This window comes from Nocardiopsis listeri NBRC 13360 (assembly GCF_001570765.1).
Classification (GTDB): domain Bacteria; phylum Actinomycetota; class Actinomycetes; order Streptosporangiales; family Streptosporangiaceae; genus Nocardiopsis; species Nocardiopsis listeri.
In genome coordinates this window covers 1-24,663 of sequence record NZ_BCSH01000087.1, presented here as the reverse complement: position 1 = coordinate 24,663, position 24,663 = coordinate 1, and the positions used below count along the sequence as shown (strand labels likewise).

General features: G+C 68.4%; 16 protein-coding genes and 1 riboswitch. Of the genes, 6 read left to right on the top strand and 10 right to left on the bottom strand.

Features of this window, described 5'->3' with window-relative positions:
• Positions 1-35: 35 nt before the first annotated feature.
• From NLI01S_RS22455 to NLI01S_RS22440, 4 genes are all read right to left on the bottom strand, one after another.
• Positions 36-2,594: a ribonucleoside-diphosphate reductase subunit alpha gene (locus NLI01S_RS22455; protein WP_067608070.1), complete on the bottom strand. Its 2,559-nt coding sequence runs from the start codon at positions 2,592-2,594 to the stop codon at positions 36-38.
• 156 nt (positions 2,595-2,750) lie between these two features.
• Positions 2,751-2,954: riboswitch (cobalamin riboswitch) on the bottom strand.
• Positions 2,955-3,344: 390 nt separating this feature from the next.
• Positions 3,345-3,908, bottom strand: a complete 564-nt coding sequence (locus NLI01S_RS22450) for a hypothetical protein (RefSeq protein WP_067608068.1) — start codon at positions 3,906-3,908, stop codon at positions 3,345-3,347.
• Between the two features lie 34 nt (positions 3,909-3,942).
• Positions 3,943-5,583, bottom strand: a complete 1,641-nt coding sequence (locus NLI01S_RS22445) for an NYN domain-containing protein (protein WP_067608065.1) — start codon at positions 5,581-5,583, stop codon at positions 3,943-3,945.
• 198 nt (positions 5,584-5,781) lie between these two features.
• Positions 5,782-8,739, bottom strand: coding sequence for a sigma-70 family RNA polymerase sigma factor (locus tag NLI01S_RS22440; protein WP_067608062.1), 2,958 nt, complete (start codon positions 8,737-8,739; stop codon positions 5,782-5,784).
• A 221-nt stretch (positions 8,740-8,960) separates the two neighbouring features.
• Between NLI01S_RS22440 and NLI01S_RS22435 the strand changes: the two genes are divergently transcribed.
• Positions 8,961-9,722, top strand: a complete 762-nt coding sequence (locus NLI01S_RS22435) for a hypothetical protein (protein WP_067608059.1) — start codon at positions 8,961-8,963, stop codon at positions 9,720-9,722.
• 277 nt (positions 9,723-9,999) lie between these two features.
• Here the strand turns inward: NLI01S_RS22435 and NLI01S_RS22430 are convergent, their stop codons facing one another.
• The 6 genes from NLI01S_RS22430 to NLI01S_RS22405 all read right to left on the bottom strand — a co-directional run bounded on the left by NLI01S_RS22430 (position 10,000) and on the right by NLI01S_RS22405 (position 15,341).
• Positions 10,000-10,509 (bottom strand): hypothetical protein, encoded by a 510-nt coding sequence (locus tag NLI01S_RS22430; RefSeq protein ID WP_067608056.1) that lies wholly within the window; start codon positions 10,507-10,509, stop codon positions 10,000-10,002.
• A gap of 836 nt (positions 10,510-11,345) precedes the next feature.
• Positions 11,346-12,236, bottom strand: coding sequence for an ATPase (locus tag NLI01S_RS22425; RefSeq protein ID WP_223809342.1), 891 nt, complete (start codon positions 12,234-12,236; stop codon positions 11,346-11,348).
• Between the two features lie 14 nt (positions 12,237-12,250).
• Entirely contained in the window at positions 12,251-13,576 is a 1,326-nt protein-coding gene (gene eccD / locus NLI01S_RS22420; protein WP_067608052.1) for a type VII secretion integral membrane protein EccD, read from the bottom strand.
• Between the two features lie 76 nt (positions 13,577-13,652).
• A complete protein-coding gene (locus NLI01S_RS22415) occupies positions 13,653-14,633 on the bottom strand; it encodes a TNT domain-containing protein (protein WP_067608049.1) in 981 nt (326 codons plus the stop codon).
• A gap of 44 nt (positions 14,634-14,677) precedes the next feature.
• Positions 14,678-14,977, bottom strand: coding sequence for a hypothetical protein (locus tag NLI01S_RS22410; RefSeq protein WP_067608046.1), 300 nt, complete (start codon positions 14,975-14,977; stop codon positions 14,678-14,680).
• A gap of 25 nt (positions 14,978-15,002) precedes the next feature.
• Complete coding sequence (locus NLI01S_RS22405; RefSeq protein ID WP_067608043.1) at positions 15,003-15,341, bottom strand: hypothetical protein; 339 nt, start codon at positions 15,339-15,341, stop codon at positions 15,003-15,005.
• Positions 15,342-15,718: 377 nt separating this feature from the next.
• Here NLI01S_RS22405 and eccCa point away from each other — a divergent pair, with 377 nt between their 5' ends.
• The 5 genes from eccCa to NLI01S_RS22375 all read left to right on the top strand — a co-directional run.
• Complete coding sequence (gene eccCa / locus NLI01S_RS22400) at positions 15,719-19,723, top strand: type VII secretion protein EccCa (RefSeq protein ID WP_067608040.1); 4,005 nt, start codon at positions 15,719-15,721, stop codon at positions 19,721-19,723.
• Positions 19,724-19,797: 74 nt separating this feature from the next.
• A complete protein-coding gene (locus tag NLI01S_RS22395; protein WP_067608036.1) occupies positions 19,798-20,160 on the top strand; it encodes a DUF6507 family protein in 363 nt (120 codons plus the stop codon).
• A gap of 390 nt (positions 20,161-20,550) precedes the next feature.
• Positions 20,551-22,908 (top strand): hypothetical protein, encoded by a 2,358-nt coding sequence (locus NLI01S_RS22385; RefSeq protein ID WP_223809341.1) that lies wholly within the window; start codon positions 20,551-20,553, stop codon positions 22,906-22,908.
• 11 nt (positions 22,909-22,919) lie between these two features.
• The gene (locus tag NLI01S_RS26525) at positions 22,920-23,372 is read left to right on the top strand and encodes a hypothetical protein (protein ID WP_223809340.1); all 453 of its coding nucleotides are present in this window, start codon (positions 22,920-22,922) and stop codon (positions 23,370-23,372) included.
• A 30-nt stretch (positions 23,373-23,402) separates the two neighbouring features.
• Positions 23,403-24,663: DUF6177 family protein (locus NLI01S_RS22375; protein ID WP_067608022.1), on the top strand; the 1,261-nt coding region annotated here is incomplete at its 3' end.

Genomic DNA, 24,663 nt, shown 5'->3' with positions numbered 1-24,663 from the left:
CCGGCGGGGAGGTCGCCCGCCGGCCCCGGACGTTCCTACTGGCAGGCCTCGCACTCGGGGTCATCGATGCTGCACGCCTGGTCCTCGATGATCTCGAACTCGTCCTCGGGCTCCGCGGGCTCGGTGACCGGGGCCGGGCGGGGGCTCGCGGCCGGGCTCGGGGTCGGGCTCGCGGCGGGGCTCGGCGCGGCGGCCGGTGTCGGGGTGGCCGACACGGCGTTCAGTCGACCGTCGGTGCCCTTCAGCGTGCTCTTCTCCACGTGGGTGGCGCTCTGCGAACGCAGGTAGTACGTGGTCTTGAGCCCGGAGCGCCAGGCGCGACGGTACAGGGTGTCCAGCTTCTTACCGCTGGGCGCGGCCATGTACAGGTTCAGCGACTGGGCCTGGTCGATCCACTTCTGCCGGCGCGAACCCGCGTCCACGAGCCAGGTCGGGTCGACCTCGAACGCGGTGGCGTACAGCGCCTTGAGGTCGTCCGGGACCCGATCGATCTCACCGAGGCTGCCGTCGTGCATCTTCAGCGCGGAGACCATCTCGTCGTCCCACAGGCCCCGCTCCTTGAGGTCGCGGACCAGGTAGTCGTTGACGACGGTGAAGTCACCGGACATGTTCGACTTGACGAACAGGTTCCGGTAGACCGGCTCGATCGACTGGTTCACACCGGTGATGTTGGCGATGGTCGCGGTGGGCGCGATCGCCATCACGTTGGAGTTGCGCATCCCGGTGGTCTTGACGCGCTCGCGCAACGAGTCCCAGTCCAGGGTCTCGCCGCGGTCCATCTCCAGGTCACCGCCGCGGGAGTCGGCCAGCAGCTTCAGGGAGTCGATCGGCAGGATGCCGCGGCTCCACAGCGAACCGTCGAAGCTCTCGTAGGAGCCGCGCTCGGCGGCCAGCTCCATGGAGGCCTCGATGGCGTAGTAGCTGATCAGCTCCATGCTCTCGTCGGCGAAGTTCACCGCGCCCTCGGAGGCGAAGGGCGTGCGGATCTTGAACAGGGCGTCCTGGAAACCCATGAGACCCAGACCCACGGGGCGGTGACGCATGTTCGCGCGACGCGCCTCGGGGATCGTGTAGAAGTTCACGTCGATGACGTTGTCGAGCATGCGCACGGCGGTGCGGACGGTACGACGCAGACGTTCGACGTCGACGCCGTCCGGGCCCACGTGCTGGGGCAGGTTCACCGAACCGAGGTTGCAGACCGCGACCTCGTCCTTGTTCGTGTTCAGCGTGATCTCGGTGCACAGGTTGGAGGAGTGCACCACGCCGTTGTGCTGCTGCGGCGAGCGCAGGTTGGACGGGTCCTTGAAGGTGATCCACGGGTGGCCGGTCTCGAACAGCATGGTGAGCATGCGGCGCCACAGGTCCACGGCGGGCATCTTCTTGGAGACCTTGATGCGACCGGCCTCGGCCTCGGCCTCGTACTTCTCGTAGGCCTCGACGAAGTCCTTGCCGTACTTGTCGTGCAGGTCCGGAACCTCGTCCGGCGAGAACAGGGTCCAGGTGCCCTGCTCCTCCACACGCTGCATGAACAGGTCCGGAACCCAGTTCGCGGTGTTCATGTCGTGGGTGCGGCGGCGCTCGTCACCGGTGTTCTTGCGCAGGTCGAGGAATTCCTCGATGTCGATGTGCCAGGTCTCCAGGTAGGCACAGACCGCGCCCTTGCGCTTGCCACCCTGGTTGACCGCGACCGCGGTGTCGTTGGCGATCTTCAGGAACGGGACGACGCCCTGGCTCTTGCCGTTGGTGCCCTTGATGTGGGAGCCCAGGCCGCGGACCGGGGTCCAGTCGTTGCCCAGACCGCCCGAGTACTTGGACAGCATGGCGTTGTTGCTGATGCCGTGGAAGATGTCCTGGAGGTCGTCGCCGACCGTGGTCAGGAAGCAGGACGACAGCTGCGCGCGCACCGTGCCCGAGTTGAACAGGGTGGGCGTGGAGGCCATGAAGTCGAACGAGCTCAGCAGCTCGTAGAACTCGATCGCGCGGGCCTCACGGTCGTCCTCGTTGAGGGCCAGGCCCATCGCCACGCGCATGAAGAACGCCTGCGGCAGCTCGTAGCGGACCTCGTCGCTGTGCAGGAAGTAGCGGTCGTACAGGGTCTGGATGCCGAGGAAGGTGAACTGCTCGTCGCGCTCGGGGCGCAGGGCCTTGCCCAGACGCCCCAGGTCGAACCGGGCGAGGGCGGGGTCGAGCTGCCCGAGGTCGATGCCACGACCGACGTAGGCGGCCAGGTAGCCCGCGTAGCCCTGGGCCATGTCGGCCTGGGTGGCGGTCTCGGGAGAGCCGCCGATGAAGCTCAGGGCCTCGGTGCGGAGCTTGTCCAGCAGCAGGCGGGCGGCCACGTAGGAGTAGTTCGGGTCGACCTCGACGAAGCTGCGGGCGGCCATGACGATGCCGAGCTCGACCTCGGCATCGGCGATGCCGGGGTAGAACCCGCGACGCGCCTCGGTCAGGACCTTCTCCGCCGAAACGCCGGAGAGCCGCGCACAGGCCTCGGCCACGACGTGCTCGATCCGGTCGACGGCGGCGGGACGACCGCCCTCGTTGTTCGGTCCGGGCCGAACGGATGCGGGCACGGCCTCGACGTCAAGGGTCATACAGCGGCTCCAACCTCGGTAAAAGAGTCCCGGTGGGGGTGCGGGGGCACAAGTGACAAGCGTGCGGCTCACAACGATGGATCGCCGCACCGGATGCGTGCGGTCCACCGTCGGGTCGCGGCGGCTCTCCCTCGAAGCCCCGACGTTGTACACACCTGGGGGTGTGCGCCGATGGCAGGTCTTCGGACTCGTGGGCGCCCTACCGAGCCGTCGCTTCCCAGGACCTTTCGGGGGTTCCCGGTGCGTGTGACGACCTTCGTTCCCACTCACCGCTGCGGGGCAGTCCCGGACTCGCACCGGGTTCCCTCTCGCGTCACCGGGCCCTTGCGACCCCGGTGAACCACCAGCGGGACAGATACTACATCTAGGGGATGGCGGCTTGGAACACCGCAAGATGATGGCGTGTCGTTGATTTCTCAGATTCTTCGACGATCGTCGAACACGCATCCCGGGCGTGGTATGAGGGCACCGGATCGAGGCTGTGCGACGGTATCGGGAGGGGTCCCCGAAGGGGGCGCGTCACAGCCTAGGACGTTCCCGGGACGAACGCACCCGGTCCCTCGCCCGGGTGTCCGCCACGGCACCTCCGGGCAGGGTAGGAAACCTCACCCACCGCCGACCGATTCCGGTCTGTCGGCCCTGCCCCGGGGCGCCGCCCCACACCGGAAACCCCTACCACTGGACACACGCGCGGCGCCTGGACCGGAGACCACCCGCTCCGATCACCTACGATCTCGTCGGATCGCGGGGTCAGTCTTGGTCGAGAAGGAGGTCCAGATCATCCTCCGCCAGCCCGAGGTCGGCCCTGATCCGAAACCGGATCCGCAGGAGTTCGAGGAACAGATCCCGATCGCACGGACTTTGTGGGCGCCCGGCGTGTCGTCGGGCGCCCACGGTGGCCCACCGTTCGGCGCCCTCCAGGTCGTCGTGGGCGTACAACGCCTCGGCGACGTGGATGTGGGTGGGCAACCCGACCGGTTCACCGGTCTCCAGTCGCTTGAGGTGCCCCTCGGCCTGCTGCCGCTCGTCCAGCTGCAACAGGGCGCCGGCGCTGAGGGCGTGCGCGTCGACCACGGTGGGGCCACCATCGTCTATGGCCCGTTGGTAGGCGGAACAGGCGCGTTCGAACTCTTGGGCGATCTCCCACTGTTCTCCGGCGCGCACGAACAGCTCCGCCCGCGTGACCTCGCTACCGGCGTCGACGCTGTTGGCCAGATCCAATAGGCGTGCGGCGGTCCGGCCGTGTTCACCGGATCGGACGGCGTGGAATTCCAACCGGTCGAGTTCTGCCGTCGTCACGTGGGTCAACCGCATCGCCCCATCCCAACTCGCTCTCCCCACCCACCGATCAGGGCCTGGCACGCTCCAAGGCCTGCCAGAACCCCTGGCGCAGTCCATCTCGGACCTCGTCGCGCAGCAGGTGGTCGATCGGGAGCGAGGACCCCTGGAGCAAACGAGCCTCCAGGTCCGAGGGCATCCGGGGCCTGCGGGCGAGGACGGCCTCCACCCAAAGGACCGGCGCCTCGCGTGCGATCGACTCCGCGAAGTCGTTCCCTTCCTTGTGCGCGACGTGCACCGCACCATCAACGGTATGCGCGTCGAGCCCCGTCTGTTGGGTATATCCAGGACTGCGGGCGGATTCCTGGTAACCGCCGGGGCCGAATCGGCCGTCGTACTCGGGACCAGTAGGTCGCCGTTCCCCGAAAGGGGGCGCGGCGCCACCGCTGTGCGCGGTGTCAGTTGCCGTACTGGTCCCATAGGTAGGGTTTGTGTCCGCCCCACCTCCGAACCCCTGCTCCTCGCCGTGTCCGCCGCCGAACCTGGGATCGGGGGCCTGAGGGTTTCTATGGGGTGGAGCCTGTTGTGGGTCGGGCGCGAACGAGGCCTGTGGGCCGGTGCCCGCCCCGAAGGCGGGTTGTGGTCCCGTGTTGGAGAAGGCCTGCTGTGGGCCCGTTCCTTCGAAACCGTGTGGGCCGCCTCCGGCCGCCTGAGCGGGTCCGGGTCTGGTCGGAAGCCCGTACCCTCCCTCCGCTCCACGCGGCGCCGGGTGGGCTCCCGTGTGGGGGCCCACGTACCCGGCCTGTCCGTTCTGGCCGGCGCCCGGGTAGACCCCGTTGCCGTTCACCGCTTGTCCCCCCGAGGGGAAACCGTTGGCGTCGATCGCTCCGGGAGGGGTGTTCTCGCCCGATGGTCCGGCGAGGTGGTCGCCGCGCTGTTGGGCCAGCGAGCGACGCATCGCGCGCAGCTGTTCCATGGCGCTGCCCTGTGGAACGGGCTGGCCGCCGGTACCGGCGAACATCGCTTCGAGCCCACCAGTGGAGGGGTTGGCCGGTTCGGCGACGCCGTTCCGGGGCCCGGGGGCCGCCGGACGGGGCTGTTCCGCGGAGGCCTGGGAGCGCCCGTTGGAGAAGGGCGTGGTCGTCTTCGCGGCGTTCTCCTGAGTGGATCCACCACCGGAGAGCAGGTTGACGTGCGGGCGCAGGTGTCCGGCGCCGATCTCGATCAGGTCGTCGCACTCCTGGCGCAGCGCCCGAGAGATGGTCCAGTTGCCCTCCACCGAAATGTGCACGACGGTGACGCGCACACCCAGGTCCTGGACGTCGGCGACCACGGGGGCCATGTCCTCGTCACCGCTCACCAGGACGGCGTCGCAGAGGACACCGGTACGGGCCAGGGTGGTCAGGTCGCGTTGGACGTAGCTCTCCACGCCCTCGCGGCGGCCGGGCCGGATCTTCGCCGCTCTGAACTTGATGCCGGGGATGTCGGCGATGCCGTCCTGTTCCTGGGCCCTACGGTCGTCGGCGACCGCCTCGTACCAGTAGCAACGCAGGAGCGGCAGGCCGGTGCGGTCCCGTGCGACCTCGTTGAGGAACTGGACGAGACCGGAGTAGTCCCAGGCGACGGAGTCCCGGTTCCGGGTTCCGTGTACGGCCATCGCGCCGTCGGCGAGGAGGTATCCCGCGTCGACGAACAACGCGCAACGGTCCACTTGACACCGCCCCCTTCCCTGTCGATCTCTGGGGCCATATCCATGACCGGGGCACAGCCTAGCCAAGTCTGTCTGGTTTTGCGTGCCGCCCCTGAATACTCCCCGTCAACACGGTGCTACACACGGGAGGTCTTCCCGGTCGGCGTGGGCCTTTCGGTCGCCCTGCGCACACGATGAACTCCGCGCCGATGTTTCGACTCAGGTGCGCATCGGGGCCGTGAGCACGATCGCGCCCACCAACAAGGCGTCCTGCCCGGAGGAGATTCGGATTTGCGATTCGCGTCCGAGCCGCGCGTCGAATCGGGCCACATCCGTCCCGAACGTCATCGGGCCGCCATCCGCGCCTCTCGCGGAGCTCACGAAGACGTTGCCGGCGTCACCACCGCCTTCGCGTGGATCGAGCGGGACGCCGTCCAAGAGCACACGGTCCCCGCCCAGCTCGGCGTCACCCTCCCAGGCCACCACGTCGAACGTGGCCGGGACCGACGCGGGCAGCAGGCCCGAGACCGGGAACCGTGCGCCGACCTCGTCCTGGAAGACAGCCGAGGTCTCGTCCAGAACCATGGCCTGCCGGTGCCCCTCCACCGAGGGATCCTCCAGGATCACCACCAGGCTCCAGCCCGCGTACACCCCCCGACCCTCGGTCGCGGGAACGTCACCGACCCACCACTGGCCACCGCCGGCCGAACGCACCAGGTCGGTGACCTCGGCGAACGCCTGGTAGGCGGGGTAGGCCGGCAGCTCGGCGGAACGAACGTCGGCGGCCGTGACCGTCGTGTAGGAGTCCATGCCCGGCCCCTTGACCCGAGCCGTCGGGGCACTCGGGTCGCCCGCCGCGGAGAAGTACAGTCCTGCCCAGCGCACGGATCCTCCCTCGGGGAGTTCCCAGGTCGCGGCGCTGGACGAAGTCGTCGTGGGGTCCCGGTCGTCGTCCAGCGGCCCCATCACCCAGTGGTCGTTGTCGAGACGTTCACCGGAGCGGTCACGGGCTTGCGCGCACTCGCCCGGCTCCTCGTCCTCCTCCGGTTCCTCTCCATGTCCGTCCTCCGGCGCCTCGGGCCCTTCGGTCTCCTCCGGGGTCTCGGGGGTCTCGGGGGTCTCGGGGAGCTCGGTACCGGATTCCCCGCCGTCCGACCCCTCGTTTCCGGGAAGCCCGGGGACACCTGGAAGATCGTGATCGAATTCCCGCTCTTCGCCGCCGGTCTCCCCTTCCTCCCCGAGGAGATCATCGAGCGCTCCCTCCCCCTCCGCCACAGGGGTCCCGGTGTCCGTGGGTGCGCGACGAAGATCGGGCTCGTCCGAACCCGGCTCGGAGTCGAGATCGGCATCGGTCTCCGCGTCGGGCGACCGCTCAGGCGGAGCCAAGGGGTTGCCGTTCCCGCTCCCCGGCACCTGGGGACGCTCCCACCACGGCCAGGGCCACGGGTTCTTCGGCTTTTCCGGCTGCTCGGGTTCGATGCAGGTCACCAGGGTGTTGCCGACGCTCTCAGAGCGCACCTGACCGGCCGTGGCGTATCTGGCCGGGATCCCCGTCGAGGACACGCCACGCTCACCGGTCGCGGTGTAGCGCACCTCTCCGGAGGAGACCACCACGTCGGCGGGAACGTCCACGTCGGCGTCGGGCGCCACCCGCACGTCCAGGAAGTGGGTGCTGCTCTCACCGGCGGCCATGTTCGACCGCACGCATTCACCACCACCGCCGCCACCCGCGGAACAGCCCCAGTCACCGTGACCGACCGACAACGGGACCGCGCTGCCCGCGCCGCCCGAGGAGACCATCTCCACGCCGGGGGGCAGGGTGATCTCGGCGACCACGTCCTCGGTGGTCTCGGCACCGGTGTTGAGCACGTCGAGGACCATGATCCCGTCACCGCCCGGCACGAGGGAGCCGACGGGGTCGATGCCCACGGCGAACTCCGGCCACTCCTCGGTCTCCTCTGGTGGCCCTTCGGGTGCCTCGGGCTCTTCGGGTTCCGGTTCGGGCTCGGGTTCCGGCTCCGGTTCGGGGGTGGGTTCCGGCTCGTTGGAAGCCGGGGGCGACTCGGGCGACTCGACCTCGGGCACGTCCGCCGGAGGCGCGGGAACGGGGATGGGCTCCTCCGGCGCCGACGGATCGGCTGGTGGATCTTCGGCGGTGTCCGGGTCGCCCGAGTCCGAGGCCGGGGGCGGCGGGTCCTCCGCCGGGGCGTCGATCGGCGGAGCCGCCGCCGTCGGAAGGTCCTCCTCGATCGGGGCGTCCGCGCCCACCATCGCCAAGGCGACGGAAACCGCCACGCAGGCCGCCGCGGCGGCACCCGCCGTGACCTGCTGCCGGCGCTTGGACATCCGGTTCCACCAGGCACCCGAAACGGTCGCACCGGGCACGGACGCCAGGTAGCCCGTGGCGCCGAAGCCGGCGACCAGGGGAAGCACGATCCCGCGCAGCCCGACGTTGACGTCCATCAGCTCCGCGTACACCTCGCGGCAGTCGGAGCAGTCGTCCAGGTGCCGGTCCACCTTGCCGGTGTCCCGCTTGGCCAGGCCACCACGCACGTAGGCGCCCAGGAGACCGATCGTGGGACGGCACGTCTCCGCGGTCCCGCCACCCGCCAGGTGCATCTGTAGGTAGGCCTGCCGCAGCCCTTCCCTCGCGCGGTAGGCCAGGGCGGCCACCCCGTTGGGGTTCATTCCCAGGATGGTCGCCGCCTCCGCGGGCTTGACCCCCTCGATCTCGGTGTGCCATAGGACCGACTGCCAGCGTTCGGGCAGGGAGAGGAAGGCCCGGGCGATCAGGGATCGTTCCAGCCCTTCGATGGCGGGGTCGACGAACGGCTCGCCCGAGTCGTAGCTCTCCATGTCGTCGGTGACGACCTGGCGTTTCTCACCCCGCCCCCGGTCGTAGGCGGCGTTGCGGACCGCGGTGAGCAGGTAGGGGCGGAAGGCGTCACCGGGGCCGCCCCCGCGTTGGAGGACACTGAGCACCTTGGTGAACGCCTCGGCCACGGCGTCCTCGACCTCGGCCTCACCGCGCAGAAGTTGGCGGGCCAGCCCACGCGCGGCGGTCGCGTGGCGTTCGTACAGGACCCCGAAGGCGGCGTTGTCGCCGCCCTTGACCTGCTCGATGATCTCAGCGTCACCGAGCAATGTCCCTGTGTACTCCCCTTCGGCGTCGGTCACCCCGCGCCCTTTCACTCGTAGTCCAGCCCCGACGCTGACCGGAACCAGACGTGGGGGCGTGGGTTCGGCGTCCGAAAACACGTTCTCGGAAAATATCCCCTATCCGCGTCATGAACGCCACCGATCTCCGTGATTAGAGGTGAGGCGGACGGAGGGAGCCCACCGCGGGGGCGCGGGCTCGTCTCCGTCCACCTGGGAAAACGACGACCAGGAGCTGAACCATGGGCGAGATCGAAGTAGGAGCCGGAGCGGGGGACCGAAGCGTTCACCGTGCTCGGGAACTACGTACGCCGTGGAGACACCGCTCGCAGGCGGCGGGTTGGTCCCGGGCCGAGCACTGGTGGACCCCGGCCGTGGACGTCCTCTGCGAGGCCTACGCGCACGGCGGCGAACTCACCGAACCCTGTGTGCGGCTCGGCGAGGCACGCGCACGCGTGGGTGTGGGGATCGGGCGTGCCCTGACGGACCTGGACGCGTTCACCCGCTCGATCGGGCTGGACCGCCCGCCGTTCGCCATGGTCCGGGCCCTGGCCGAGGGCTGGGAGTGGGGTGGCCGCGACCGGGACCACTGCCAGGATCCGCTGACCGGGCTGGCCGATCGCGGCTACCTGCGAACCAGGGTGGGCGAGCTCTATCGGGGCATCGACGACGGCGTGCCCGCCGCCTTCGACCACCGTCTGGTGGTCATGGCGCTGGACCCGGCACTCGACCCTTGGCGGCGGACGGCGCGGCTCATCGTGCTCGGTCACGAACTGCGCCGCTTCTTCACCCGCGGAGAGTCGTTGTGCCTGGTGAACCGCTCACGGATCGCGGTGCTGACCCAGGACGGACCGAACCTCGCGGGAGAACTGGACCTCCTGCGCGAACAGACCGGTTGGGAGCACGGGGCGGCCGTGTGGTCGGTCCCATTGCCCGGCACCCACGCCGAGGCCTTGTCCCTGCTCGACGCCTTGGACGGCGGGGGTGCTCGATTCGACCGATGACCCACTGACGCCGTTCCGGTGGGCCGGGCCCTCCTTGAGGGGGGAGGAGCCACCACCGGACGGCAACGCCGACCGCCGCGCGACGCCGAGGGGACGCGTGCAGAGCGGTCGGCCCCGCCCGACGACCGCTCCCGGGCTCTCTGGCCCCCAGAGGGGGCGGCCCAAGGGAACGTCGGGCGGGAGGGCGCGTCCACGGACGCGCCGGGGCGCGCTCACACAGGGGAGGTGGGCGCGCCCCTCTCATCCGTGCGGGGACGTGGCCGCCCGGTTCGGTCCCTCACCCGACCTTGATCCGACCGAAGCTCACCCGGAACAGCGCTCTGCCGAACAGGGAGGCGGGGACCGCCCGCACCTTCACGATGCGTTCCTCGAAACCGCCCGGCATCGGCGGGGTCCGGTCCACGATGTCGGCCCACGCCTCGATGCCCTTGGCGGATGGCACCGGATCGAAGGTGCTCGAAGCGAACGGCTCCGAGTCGACACCCGAAGATTCGGTCTCGTCCTTCGGTCGGTCCCGCTGTTCGGGCTGTTCACGGGACGCCGGTCGTACCGGGGCCGCCGGCCAGAGCGGTTCCTCGGGCCGTCGGGTCTCCTCGGGCCGAACCGGCTCCTCTGCTGGAACCGACTCCACCGGGCGAGCGGACGTGTCCTCCACCCGGACCTCGGGGTGCGGGGCCGACGGCGGCTCCGCGGCGGGGGTGAGGTCCGGTTCACGAACGGGGGCGGGTGTGATCGATCCCGGGTCCGACTGGACCCGCGGCTCGGTTCGCCGAGCCTCCCAGGGCACGGGCTCCCGAGGATCCGTGTCCTGCCGAGGCGTGACCGAAGGGGGCACCGAGCCCTCCGGCGGGGTGTTCCAGGGCGCGCTCGGCGGCGATACCCGACGTGGCGCTTCCGGCCGAGGAGCCGGCGCTTCCCGAGGAGGTTCCGGGGCGGGTGGCGCGGGCGGAGCGGGCACACCCGACGCGCCCGCGAGGAAGGCCTCGGCGATCGAGTCGTTCGCCCGTGTGCGCGGCGGCCCGGACGGGGCCCGCGGACCGGGATGGGGTGGTACCTGACCCGAGGGAGGCGTTCGCCCGGTCTGTGGTCCGGCCCAGGGGTACTGGGGTCCGGAAGAGCCCGGAGGGACCTGAGGCCCGGAAGAGCCCGGGGGGACCTGAGGCCCGGACGGAGCGGTGTACCGCCTCGACGGCGCACCGTCGCCCTGATATCGCGGTGGCACGTCGCCGGCCGGAGGCGGCCCCGGTCGTTGTCGGCCGAAAGCCCCCTGAGGGTTCCGGGGGCCCTGAGGGCCTTGGGGAGCTGGAGGAGCGGCAGGCCCTCGGGGTGGCCGGAAGCCTTGGGGAACCTGGGGGCCGGAAGGGGCCTGGGGAGCTTGGTACGCCTGTTGCCGGGGAGGGCCCTGGGGGCCTTGAGGCTCCTGGTGGCTTTGGGGGCCTTGGGGACCGTTGAACGGGTGGTGGGGATCCGGTCGTCCCTCGGCGAGCGGCGTGTTCGAGTCGCCGCGGTGTCGGTCCGCGTCCGGGGGGAACCGTCGAACCGGGCTCGGCCCCTGAGAAGAGGCGTCCGTTCGAGGAGACGACCCGTCCCTCGGTTCCGACGGCTCCTCCGCGTCGCGCCGGCTCATGCCCACTCACCTCTCCCTTCCATTGCCGCGTACCGGGGACGTACCGTCGCCACGGCCTTGGTCATGGCCTCCGCCGCCATGTGGATCGCCGTTCGATGGGTGGCGTCCGAGACCCGGCGCATCCGCACGGCGAGCCCTTGGGCGAGGTGACGGTCGTAACGCAAGCGCACGGCCTCCGCCCCACTCTCGGCGATGATCCGGGTGATCCGCGTGGCGTCGAACCCCGGGTCTTCGCCCCTCTCCTGGTCGAAGACCACGATCACGCTGTTCTCCACCTCGTGCCGTCGACCTTCACGGAGCAGGTGGTCGAGCCTGCGGCCCACGATCCGAGCCGAATCCCGGGTCGCCCGCACCACACGGACACGGGAGTGGGCGGTCTCGGCGACGGCCTTCACGAACGCCCCTCCCGAACCACCGGTCACCAGCGTCACGCCGAAGAACCGGAAGAGCGGGAGCAGGCCCGCCGCGTAGGCGTCCTCGTTGTTCTGGGCCGCCTGGACCGTCCACAGGCCGGGCCCCACCTCACCGAGGCTCTCCTTGGCCTGCTCGAAACTCGCGGTCCGCACCCCCTCTCCCAGGGCGTGCGCGGCATGGGCGTCCAACCGGGTACCGAGTGGCGGAAGCCGATCGGTGGCGTCCACCGTCAAAACCCGGTCCCGACGGTGGTGGGCCAGGACCCGGGCGATCAGAGCGGTCACGACCGCGGTGTCCGCGCCGGTCCCGAAGTCGTCCACGAGGATCCGACGACCCGTGGCCGTGGAACGCTGTAGGCGCCTGCGCATCTCTATGGCGTCGGCGATCTCCGACGTCGGCAGGAAGGGGGTCACGACCGCTCGGCCCAACCTGCGCGGCCAGGGGTCCCCGTGCACCGCCTTGGTGGTGCCCATCGTCATCCTCCCCTTCAGAAGGTCGCGAGCAGTCGCTCGAAGGTCCCGAACGCCCCGACCGCCAACGGCACCATGACGATCACGGCGATGACCTCGAACCGGCCGGTCACACCACGAAGGCGCGCGCGCACGTGCTCGGGCTGCTCGGTGGCCAGGACGACCATCGGGATGGCCGCCACCGCGACGGCCACGGCCAGAGCCGGCCAGACCGCCCACGACTCACCGGCCGCCCACTCGACGAGGAAGACGAGCAGCACCACGAGGCTCGCGGCGATGAGCGCCGCCTTCTGCGCGATGAGCGGGAACAGCCGAGAGCGGCTCGCCACCACGATCGCGAGCACCACGCACAGCCCGGACGTCCAGGGGGTGAGGTTCGTGACGAGCCCGAGGCCGGCGACGGCCACGGCGATCGCCACCGCCACGGTGGCGATGACCAGGCTGCGGTGTGCCCTGGCCACTGAGGTGAGGACGTCGTCCCTGGCCACCGATTCGCCGGAGCTTCGGCGGTCGTCCAGGACCGTCAGCCCCGAGATCATGAGGGCGACCCTCAGTAGCAGGCTCAGCCCGAGCACACAGATCACGGTCAGCAGCACCGCGACGAGATCGGTCGGCAGGCCCAGGGCGCGGGAGAGGGTCCACCCCGAGGCCAGGGCCAGGCCGACACCACCACCGGCCAGCCCGCCCCGCCCCAGGCCGGAGGTGAGGCCCAGCAACAGCACGAGCCCGGAGAGGAGCCCGGCGGTCCCTCCCCACAGGGCCCAGTTCGGCCAGTCGAAGTGGTCGCCGGCCCGCCACAGTCCCAAGCCCCCGACCACGGTGCCGGCGATCGACAGCGCCGTGCCCAACGGTTCCCGCCAGGTCGGTCCGATCGCGGCGCCGGCCGCCACCAGTACCAGCGCGATCGCGGCGACCGCCACGAGACCCGTCCCTGCCGACAGGTGTCCATGGACGAGCCAGGCCGTGCCCGAGGCGAGGGCGGCCAGCGAGACGGTCGCGCTCCAGCGGGCCGCCTCGGGGGTCCAGCGACCGGTGTGGTCGTCCAGGGCCTTGGACACCGCCTCGGGCACCTCGTGCACCACGGGGGCGGGTACGGGGGTCTCGTCCTGGACCAACCAGAGCACGGACCCGTCCTCGATCCGGCGTTCCTCCAGGGTGTTCTCACCCGCCAGGACCGCGCCGGAGGCGGTCACCAGGTGGCGCAGCCTGGCCGGGTTCTGGGGCTCGTCCCCGAGTAGTTCCAGGACCTCCGGCATGAGGACACCGACGGGCTCGCTCGCCGGGAGTACCGCGTCGACCCGGCGCTCCTCACCGACGATCGTCACACGGCTCCAAGCGGTCATGACCTTCCATTCTGCTGTGCGGGCGGCGCGGTGCGCCACGGTCTTGGTGACGCGTCACGCGCGTCGACCGGGTTCGTCATCGGGGGACACTGTCGACGGCCACACGCTCGACGTATCCCTGGCCGATCAGCCAGCGCAGGGTCGGTGCCGGTGGCACCTCGGAGAACCCTGCCGTGTCGAGCGTGAAACGGATACCTCCACCCGGGTTGTCGTCCTCCGCCGGGGCGGTGGTGGCCGTCACCCGGAACGGGTGGACGACCCGGTAACGGTGGTAGAGGTCCTGATCGCCTGAGTTCGTCCGAACGTAGTCGGGCAGACCGCGTTCGGCGTAGGGGGTTCCGTCGGGGAAGAGGTGGCGCCCGCTCTCCGGACCGAAGGAGTCGAGGACGTCCCCCGGGTCGAGCGTGTGCAGGTAGGACTCGGCGTTGCGCTGGTCCAGTCCCTCCCGGACCTCCTGCACCAGCTCCGCCGTGTTCTCCACGGCGGCGGCCTCATCGGTGCCGCTGAGCGTGGCCGGATCACCCTCGGTGGTCGCCAGCTCCTGGAAGAGCCAGCGGGCGGTCTCGTCCTCGTCGGCGAACTGGTAGCCGGGGCGCCCTTGGTCGACGTCCATGACGACCACGGACAGCGCGCCGAACTCGTCGTCTTCGGTGATGAGGTAGTAGCTACCGACCGTTCCGGGCTCGGGCCGTGGCTCGCCGGGAAGGACGTAGAGGTCCTCCGGAACCCGGGCCTGGTCCAGCTGGTCCTTGAGCATCGCCAGGTCGACCCGCGCCCCCACCCATTCGCCGGGGATCGCCGGGATGGCGTTCTCCACCGGCCCGGACTCGGCCTGTTCACGCTCCAGGCGCTGGTTGCCGAGGGTGTTGCTGACGAAGGACCAGCCGACCGTCCCGGCGCACGCGACCGCGGCCAGGCAGGCGCTGATCACGATCTTGCCGATCCCTTCGTCCAGGCGGCGCTTGGTCCGCTGCCCACCGAACAACACCGCCTCTCGCAGGCGTTGCCGACGGACCGCGACCGATTCGAGCAACTGGTTGTCGTAGTCGCGGCCCATCGGTGCTCCTCTTCGGTGACTTCGTTCCTCCTACCGGAACGAGGTCAGATGTTCTCTGCGGCGGTCCGAGCCCTGCTCAGGGCGCTGTCGGCGATTCCGTCGTTCTCTTCCATCACGGAACGGATGATGGCGATGATCTCCCTGGCCTCCTGCGCGGCCAGGGCCCAACGCTGGTCCTTCTCCAGGTAGGTGACGTCCGCACCCTCGATCACGGTTTCCGACATGACGGAGTTGACGTCGATCTCGTGGTCATCGATGAGTCTCTCCAACTCACCGGTGATACTCGTGATCGTTTCCTGGACGTCGGCCGAAGCGTTCTTGCTGTATTTCGTGTAGTCGCTCATCTACGCACTATCCCCAAGAAATGATCTAGGCCCGAAGCTTACCGACATCGAAATTCGCGGAGTTCATCTGGGATTGAGCCGAGTCCGCCATCTCTTGATCACCCTGCATCACGGCGTTCATCATTTCCATCTGACCTTCGTTCAGACTACCCAGGTCACCGCTCACCAGGATCGACACCGTCTCCGCCCGACGATGGAGCTCATCGAGTGAATTCCTACCGCTACCCTCGAATTTTCCCCTCAGCGGCTCAACCGCATTCACGAGCCTGTTGACCAGAGTACTGAGCTGCTCACCCGAGTCACTGGTGTTACTGGTCATCTTGGAAAAAGATGCCTGATGGAAATCGAGTTCCTTGTCCGCCATTTTCCACCTGCCTTGTCACGAGGATTGGCGTCGGCCGACCCCGACTTCCAGGGGATGCGCCGAACAGACCTACGGTTCCCATACTCCATCACGGGACCCCGACAGCGCCGCCCGCGCTTCCACCCCCTCCGAACACACCCATCACCTCGATGACCTGCCCGAACACACGGCGCGACCGATTCGCCATCCGGGACGAAATGTTCAACGGAACCAAGAATAGTGATGAATATCACCATCAACCACTCGAATGACCCCTTGCAGCCAGAAGCCACGCCACCTGTGCGAGCACACGAAAGAACACCAGAACCCCTGCTTCGATAGGGTTTTGTCGCTCCTGCCCGATCTCATGACTTCTCCCAGAGTCGAGAGGAACGCCGATGGCTCTCCGTGTCGTACACCGACCGACACGCACCACCCACCCGGCTCCCGCCGAGGAGTCCAGGGAGGTGGAGGCTCCTCCGACCCTCCCCGACGGCAAGTCCCAGGGCAATCCGCTCATGGCCATCCTGCCGATGGTGGGCATGATGGCCTCCCTGACGATCATGATGGTCATGCGCAACCCGGCCTTCATGGCCCTGGGCGCGGTCGTCCTGTGCGTGGCCCTCCTCGGCGCGCTGCTCATGCTGTTCTCCAGGCGCGGCCAGGTCGGCAGGCAAAGGCGCAACCAGCGCGAGCTCTACCTCCAGTACCTGGAGGAACTGCGGGAGAGACTGAGCACCTGGGAACAGGAGACACGGGCGCACGCGCGTCTGCTCGACCCTCCTCCGGAGGCCCTCTACGACGTCCTTCGCGACCCCAAGCGACTCTGGGAGCGTCGCCGGCGCCACAACGACTTCCTGAAGGTACGGGTCGGCACCGGTGTGGCCTCCGGCCGTCCCCTCGACCTGGCCGAGCAGGGCACCGCCCTGGCTCCCACCGACCCGTTCATGCAGTCCGAGGCCCAGGGCGTCATCCAACGCTTCGAGACCATCCCGGACATGCCGTTCACCCTGCCGTTGGACATGACGGGCAACGTCAGCGTCGTGGGCGAACGCGAGGACATCATGCGCATGGTCCGGGCCATGGTCGCCCAGTTCGCCGTGTTCCACGCCCCCGAGGACGCCGGTCTGGCCGTCTCCTACCCCGAGGAGCACGCCGACGACTGGTCGTGGCTGCTGTGGCTCCCCCAGGTCCTCGACCCCCAGCGACGCGAACAGGGCGTCGCCACCCGCCTCATCGCCCCCTCCCCCCGCGACCTCGGCACCCTGCTCGCCGACGAACTGCGTTCGCGGAGCGACTTCGCCTCCGAGGTGCGGCGCGGTATGGGACGCCGCGAGGCCTACCAGCTGCTGCGCCGCCTCCTCGTCATCCACGACACCCACGGAGAGGTGGCCACCGAACTCGTCCGCCCCGACCACACGGTCGACCCGGCCTCGCTCGGCGTCACCGTGCTGCACCTGGTCTCCCGGCAGATCGACGAGCCCGGCGACGTGAACATGCGCGTCACCGTCACCGGTGACCAGGTCAGGGTCGAGGACCTGCGTCCCACCGACCCGGTCCTGCGGACCGGTGTCCTCGACGACGTCTCCCCCGCCACCCTGACCGGGCTGGCCCGCATGCTCTCACCACTACGGCTGTCCGCCGAATCGCTCGAGGAGACGGCGCAGGAGGGCGGACGCGTCGACTTCACCGCCATGTTGGGTGTGCGCGACCCCGGTGACATGGACGTCCAGCGTTTGTGGGCCCCCCGCAGCGAACGCGCGTTCCTGCGCGTTCCCATCGGTGTGGACGAGATGGGCCAGGCACTCGTCCTGGACCTGAAGGAGTCCGCCCAACTGGGCATGGGTCCGCACGGGCTGTGCGTGGGCGCCACCGGATCGGGCAAGAGCGAGATGCTACGGACCCTGGTACTGGCCTTGGCCGCGTCCCACCCGCCCGAACGGGTCAGCATGGTGCTGGTCGACTACAAGGGCGGCGCCACCTTCGCCCCCTTCGAGGAACTGCCGCACGTCTCCGGGATGATCACCAACCTGGAGGACGACGCCGCCCTCATCGAACGCGTCCACGCCAGCCTCTCCGGCGAGGTACAGCGCCGCCAGCAGATGTTGCGCGACGCGGGCAACGTGCCCAACATCGGGGACTACACGCACAAGCGCGAGAAGGACCCTTCCCTCGACCCGATGCCGCACCTGCTGGTGATCATCGACGAGTTCGGCGAGCTCCTCACCGCCCGCCCCGACTTCATCGAACTGTTCCTGTCCATCGGCCGCATCGGTCGCAGCATCGGTGTGCACCTGCTCCTGTCCAGCCAGCGCATCGAGGGCGGAAAGCTCCGCGGCCTGGACACCTACCTGTCGTACCGCCTGGGCCTGCGCACCTTCTCCGAGGAGGAGAGCCGTACGGTCCTGAACACCCCGGACGCCTTCCACCTGCCCGCCCTGCCCGGATTCGGCTACCTGAAGGTCGACACCACCGTCTACCAGCGTTTCAAGGCCGGCTACGTGTCCGGCGCCTACCGCGGTCCGGTCATCGAGGAGGAGCCCGAGGACGAGAACGCCACCCCCTCGCCCCGGCTCTACACCGCCTACAACCCCTCCCCCGAAGAGGTCGCCGAGACGGCGTCCCCGGACGAGGAGGCCGCGATGCCCACCCGCACGACCGACCCGACCCTGTTGGACGTGATGGTGGGACAGCTCGGCCAGCACGGCGAACCCACCCGGGCCATCTGGCTGCCTCCCCTGCCCAAGGCCACCACCATCGACGCGATCTGCGGTGCTCCCGAGGAGACCGAACACGGGCTGCGGATCCCCGGTGAGCGTCCCGCCCTGCACGTGCCGATCGGCCTCCTGGACGACGCCACCAAGCAGTGGCAGGGCGAGTGGCTCCTGGACCTGACCGCTTCCGGCGGTCACGTCGCCGTCATCGGTGGACCGCAGAGCGGGAAGACGACCCTCCTGCGCACCCTGGTCCTGACCCTCGCGCTCACCCACACCCCCGACCAGGTGTCCGTGTACTGCCTGGACCTGCTCGGCGGCGGCCTGCAGTCCCTCTCCGGGCTGCCGCACGTGGGCGGCGTAGCCGTGCGCACCGACGCCGAACGAGTCCGACGAACCATCGAAGAGGTACGGGGGATGCTCGAACACCGGGAGGAGGTGTTCCGGGAGCGCGGCATCGACTCGATGGAGCAGCTGCGCGCCATGCACGCACGCGGCGAGGTTCCCGAACTTGCCACCGCCGACATCGTCCTGTGCGTGGACGGCTTCGGTGCCCTGCGCCGCGACTTCGAGGAGGTCGAGGGGATCGTCACCGAGCTGCTACAGCGCGGTGGCGGGTACGGCGTCCACGTCGTCTCGGCGATGCTCCGGTGGAACGACGTACGAATGAACGCGCAGTCGAACTTCGGTCAGAAGGTGGAGCTTCGGCTCAACAACCCGACCGACTCGGCCATCGCGCGCAAACTCGCCGAGACCATCGGCGAGGGTGACAACGGCCGTGCCCTGACCACCATGAAACTGTTCGCGCAGACCGCCCTGCCCCGGTTCGACGGCTCCCCCTCCACCGAGAACCTGGGCGAGGTGGTGGAGCGCGCCGTACGCGCGATCGACCGTGCTTGGATCGGCGCCCGCGCCCCCGAGGTCCGCGTGCTGCCGCACCGCCTCTCGGTGCGTGCCCTGCCGGACAAGGAGACCGAGCCCAAGGCCCTGCCGATCGGCTTGGACGAACGCGCCATGGCGCCCGTGCGACTGGACCTGTTCGAACGGGACCAGAACCTGCTGGTCATCGGTGACAGCGAGTGCGGCAAGACCAACCTGCTGCGGATGATCGCCGAAGGACTCGTGGAGCGGTACACGCCCAAGGAGGTCGTGTTCGCGATCATGGACCCCCGACGCAACCTGCGCGACGTCGTCCCCCCGGAGTACGTCGGCGGGTACGCGACCAACCCCCGCGTGTGCGGTGGCCTGGCGACCGGTGTGGCCAAGGAGATGGAGAACCGGATCCCCCAGGACGGGGAGGGCCAGGAGGTCGAACCGGGCGCCTTCGACGGCCCTCGCGTGGTCGTGCTCGCCGACGACTACGACGTGCTGACCACTGCGGGCCAAAAACCGTTGAGCCCGTTCGCCCCGTACGTGTCGAACGGACGCGACATCGGTCTGCACTTCGTGATCGCCCGCCGCGCCGCGGGCGCGAGCCGTGGCATGTACGACTCGCTGCTCCAGGCCGTCCGGGAGGTGGGCAGCAGCACACTGCTGATGTCGGGCGACCGCGGCGAGGGGCAGATCTTCCCGCGCGTGTACGCCTCGCCCCTGCCCCCGGGTCGGGGCAAGTGGATGCCCCGTGGCGGCGCCACCCGCCTCATCCAGACCGCCCTCCTCGACCAGGACCACCCCAACGAACACACATGAGCGCGAACCGATCACCGTCCGAGAGCATCCTCCTGAACAGGATGCGGGAGGCCATTTCGCCATAAGGAGGAAACGTGTCCGAGTGGAGCATCCAGACCGACACCGTGAGATCCGTCCTCACCACCGTGTTGGGGCACCTCGGCGACGGTGAGGCCACGGAAGGCCTGTCGGGGAACATCCTCGACATGGACACGGCCATCCAGGGCGCCGCGACCGAATGCTCCGACAGCATGCCGGTGAGCTCGGCCATCGGCATGTTCATGGAGCACTTCTCCCCCATCTGCGGACAGATGGTGCGACGTACGTCGAGCGCTCTCTCGGGTTGCGCCGAAGCCACCGAGCACTACGTGACCGGGGACTACGAAATGGCCGCCGAGGCCCAAGCCGCGCACCTGGACACCCCCATCACCGAGGACGACCTTCCTCCCAACATCTGACCCCGGGAATCCCCCTTGCCCCTCAACGATCCCTTCTTCGACGACCTGGAGGCGAGCGCCTGCTACGGCGACGGCGCCATCGAGCCCTCCTAGATCCTGATCCCGCAGATCGACGCCGACGCGCTGGACGAGTACGCCAGGGACCTTCGCCGCGCCGGAAAGAACATCGGTACGGACGGAAACGACATCATCGCCGACTGGGGCGGACTCGGTGACGCGTACGTGGCACCCGAATCCGAGACCATGCTCTCCGCCGTCGACAGGGTCGCCACCGACGGCGACACCGTGGAGACCGGTACCGGTGGCCTGGCCGCCGCGCTGATCGACTTCGCCAACGAGGTCCGCACGTTCAAGAGCAAACTCCATGGTCTGCGCGGCGACGCCACGGCCATGCGCACCCGGATCAACGAGGACGAGGACTGGCAGGACGACGAGGACCTCGTCCAGGAGCACAACGACCTCGTCGACGAGGTCGCCAGAACCCGTCAGGAATGGGAGGAGGCGGAGATCGCGTGCGCCAACGAGATCACTGCCCTCTTCGACGGGCCCACCTTCACCCGGTACGACGAGATGGAGGGGGACGGCTACAGCGGCAACGAGATCCCCTACGGCTTCAGTGAGATCCCCGAAGGCATGGAGATGCCTTGGGGGTCCGCGCAGAACGTGTCCAGGGGTTTCGTCGTGGACGCCTGGGACGGCGTGGCCGACATCGTCGTGGGTGCGGCTCAGGACGTCGGTGGCGTCACCGGAGCCTGGCACGACGGCAAGTGGGGAATGCCGATCTTCGGGGAACAGGGACGCTCGAACTTCACCGGCTACATGGAGGAGAACCTCGAAGGACTCTCACTCCTGACCGGTTTCTACGACCCCACCAAGCCCGAGGGCGAGCAATGGGGCGTGGACGACTTCGGCGAGTGGACGGACAACTTCCTTCCCGCCATCCGCGAGGTCGGACAGGGCATCGTCCCCACCGACGAGTGGGATGAACGCAAGGGCTACGTGGTCTCCCAGACCGTGGTCAACGTCGGGCTCATCGTCGGCGGCGTCGTCCTCTCCGCGACCGGTGTCGGTGCCCCCGTGGGTGTCCCCATGCTCCTGGCGGGTCTACGGACCGGTCTGCGAGCCACCAACAGTGTCGGCAGGATGGACATCCCCAGCTTCCACAACGACGTCGACTTCCACCTCCCCGGAGTCCCCCACCTGAACCTGTCCAGAGGCGGAGGGGGCGGAGGGGGCGGAGGTGGTGGTTTCTGGAGCAGTCTCCCCGGTGGAGCGTGGCTGACCGATCTCGTCAGGACACGCGACGCCTTGGACGGCATCGGTGACGGTGGTTCCACCTCGCCGAACACCCCCGTCGATCGGTCCCCCACCCCCGCGAGGTCGCAGGAGGGCACCGACGGTACGTCGTCGGACCGGTCCCGGACCGACGACGAGGAGATCGACTCAGGGGTATCGGCCTCCGAGGTCGAGGCCGGTCTGCGTGATCTGGAGGACTACGTCCGCCGCCACGCGGAGGACCCCGACATGTTGTTGGAGGAGATCAACCGCCGCCAGGGCAACGAGGTCGTCGACGCGCATCGAACGCCCGAGCTGGTGGGGGCCGGCAATGGTCCGTCCATGTCGAGCGACTCCACCTTCACCAACAGCGGCGGTGGCGGCGGTGGCGGCGTAGACACTCCTGCCACCGGCCGGGGCGGCACCCCGGAGACCACTTCAAGCAGTGGAAACGGTGGTGGCGGTTCTCACGGCGGCGGGGGCAATGGCCAAGGCGGCACCGGGAGCGGTGGTTCCAGCCATGTGAGCGGCGATCTGGGCCCACGAAGGAACTCCTCGAGCGTCCCTGTGGAAACCGTCAAGATCACCCCGGACCAACCCGGATTCCCTGGCGAGAAGAAGCGCTTCGGCGACGGATTCGACCTAGAACCGAATAAGAAGTACGAGCTGGTCGATGCCGATGGTAAGTCAAGGTCCACTTACACCACCGATGCGAACGGCAGGATCGTCGAGATCAGAACCGACGCACAGCCGAACTCAAGACATCCGGAGTTCCTCAATCCAAGGCCGGACGCCACCTACCACGTCAAGGTCGGCAGTGGTGAGTACCTCTTCAAAACCGACACCAATGGCAGGACAGTCTACGCCGAAGGAGACCTGGAACCCGGGAGACAGAAAAGAAATGGAACCGAACAAACCAATGTAAATAAGATGGGAAAGCGCTACTTCGAACTGCTCAACATTCAACTCGATGAGAAATTCAGGACGGACAACGAGCGCCCACCGAATCCGGGAGAGATCGAGTTCTGGGATACCGGAAATTGGAACGGTGGCCACATTTTCGGGTCAAGCGAGTTCCTCGGCCCGGGGGAGCGACTCAACCAAGCCCCGATGCTTGATATCGTCAACCAAGAACGAACCAACCTCCCTGGAATCACAGGAAGTTTCCGCAGGGCGGAGTGGACGTGGCATGGACTTCTCACCGATGACCACGGCGCCCTCAAGAGAGGCCTGGGCGGCGACTACGATGCACAGATGAAGGCCTGGGAAACCCTCCTTGCGTCAGGCCCCAACCCACCGAAGGTGAGCATCCAGGTCTCCCTCGCACAAGATCCAAACCTAAAACCCATCAAGGATCCCGAGACAGGAAAGGAAATCCCTCCGCCACCTTCCAAAGTCGTAGTAGACTGGCGGATCAACGGAGTAAAGCAAGAGCGACTTAGTTACGAAAACCTTCCAGACGGACCACCCTAGAAAGAGGAAAAATGGCTCGATACCCCACCGGTGGCATCAATCCGATTGAGCAACAGGAAATACTCAAGGAGATCGGAGGAGAAATACTTGACTTTCAACCAGAAAAAGGGAAACGGCTTATATATGAAAATAAGGCGGTCGCCGGATATGGGGGCGACAACCTTTTGGCAATTTATACTGATGGATCTTCTGAGTTGATTGACTGCCCCGTTTCCATCCTTGCACTCTGTGATAAATTGCGCTACGGAATGTACCAGGAGGGGAAGGGCACCTGGTTCTCGATGAAATACACCATCACCCGACCCAGCAGCTTCACGGTCGACTTCAACTACGACGAACAACCGAATTTCCAGTTCGCCCCGGACCCCGAGCTCTACGTCGAGGATCTCAAGCGTTTCCCCCGGGATCCCGAGCACATCCCCGATTGGCTCCAGGAAAAGCTCCGCGAAGCCGAGCAGGAGTAACCCGACCGCCCCGGCATCCGGAGAACTTCAGTGACGTACAACGTGGTCGCCCTGACCGAGGAGCTTCCCCACGCACGCTCGGTGATCCGTGCTCTCGAAAACGCTCATCCGGACTTCACCATCCGAGGTGCGAGCAAGGCTTCGGTGGTACGCCTGCGGGACGAGGATGGCCGCCCCTTCGTGTCCGTGGAGATGCCCCAGGCGGTAGAGGCCACCACGGACGTGCGTCGGTTGCTCGGTGACGAAGCCGCCGACCGGCTCACCCACAACGCCTGGTGGATGGAGGTTCGCGCGCCTGCGGGCAACCCCCGGGCCGCGGAGGCGGCCCATCGGTTCGCGGCGACGGTGATCGAGCACCACGGCGGACATGCGTGGCCCACCGAACCTCGGTGGAACTGGGCGATGGACCTGCCCACAGGGGGTGCCGACCATCCGTCCGCGTTGGTGGAGACGGAGAGGACCCGAATCGTGGCGGTCGACTCGCCGGTAGTCGGCTTGTCCACCGCGATCGCGGACGCACTCGCCGCTGGGGCCAGGGACGCTCGTGGCCTCCAGGTACTCACCCCGGCCTCCGCTCACATCACGCACTCACTCCGCAAGGTGCTGACGGCCTCCGACTCCCGTTGGATCGTCGAAGGTCCCGGAAACGGCCACTACGACGGGCTCACCGGGATGCCACTGACCTGGAAAGACGGCCTCGGTTTCCAGGCACGTCGGGATGGCGCCCCGCCGGCGTTGGCCGAACGGCGAGGCGACCCCGGACTGGCAATGGACCTGCACTTCATCCACCCGGCCGAAGCAGACCTGCGTCTGGGCGAGATGGTGGAGCATACGACCAAGATCATGTGCGCAGGGCCGCCCACCGGCTGGGGCACCAACGAACCCGCCCTGATGGCCTGGGACACCGGCCGGCTCACCGACCTGTGCCGTGGTCGGGCACCGAACCCCACCCGTGTGGTCTTCTCCGGTCCGGGATTCGCCGGCACGTTGAACGTGTCCCGGGTGGTCGAAGGGGTCAAGGAGAGCCTGAGCCTGGTCGCCGGCAACACCGACCACACGGCGTTGCCCGAACTTTTGGCCGAACTCCCGGACTCCTTCCAGAGCCTGACCACCCACAGAGTCCCCGGGGCTGGCGACACCCACTACCGGCCGGTGCTCGGCGGCGCCTCCGTCCCGTTGGGGCTGGCCCTAGGACCGGAGGTGATCGCGCAGGTGGGCCGGTCCAAGGCGATGGCCGCACCCGTCACCGCCGAAACGATCGGACCACTGTGGTCCTCGGTCCTCTGGTACT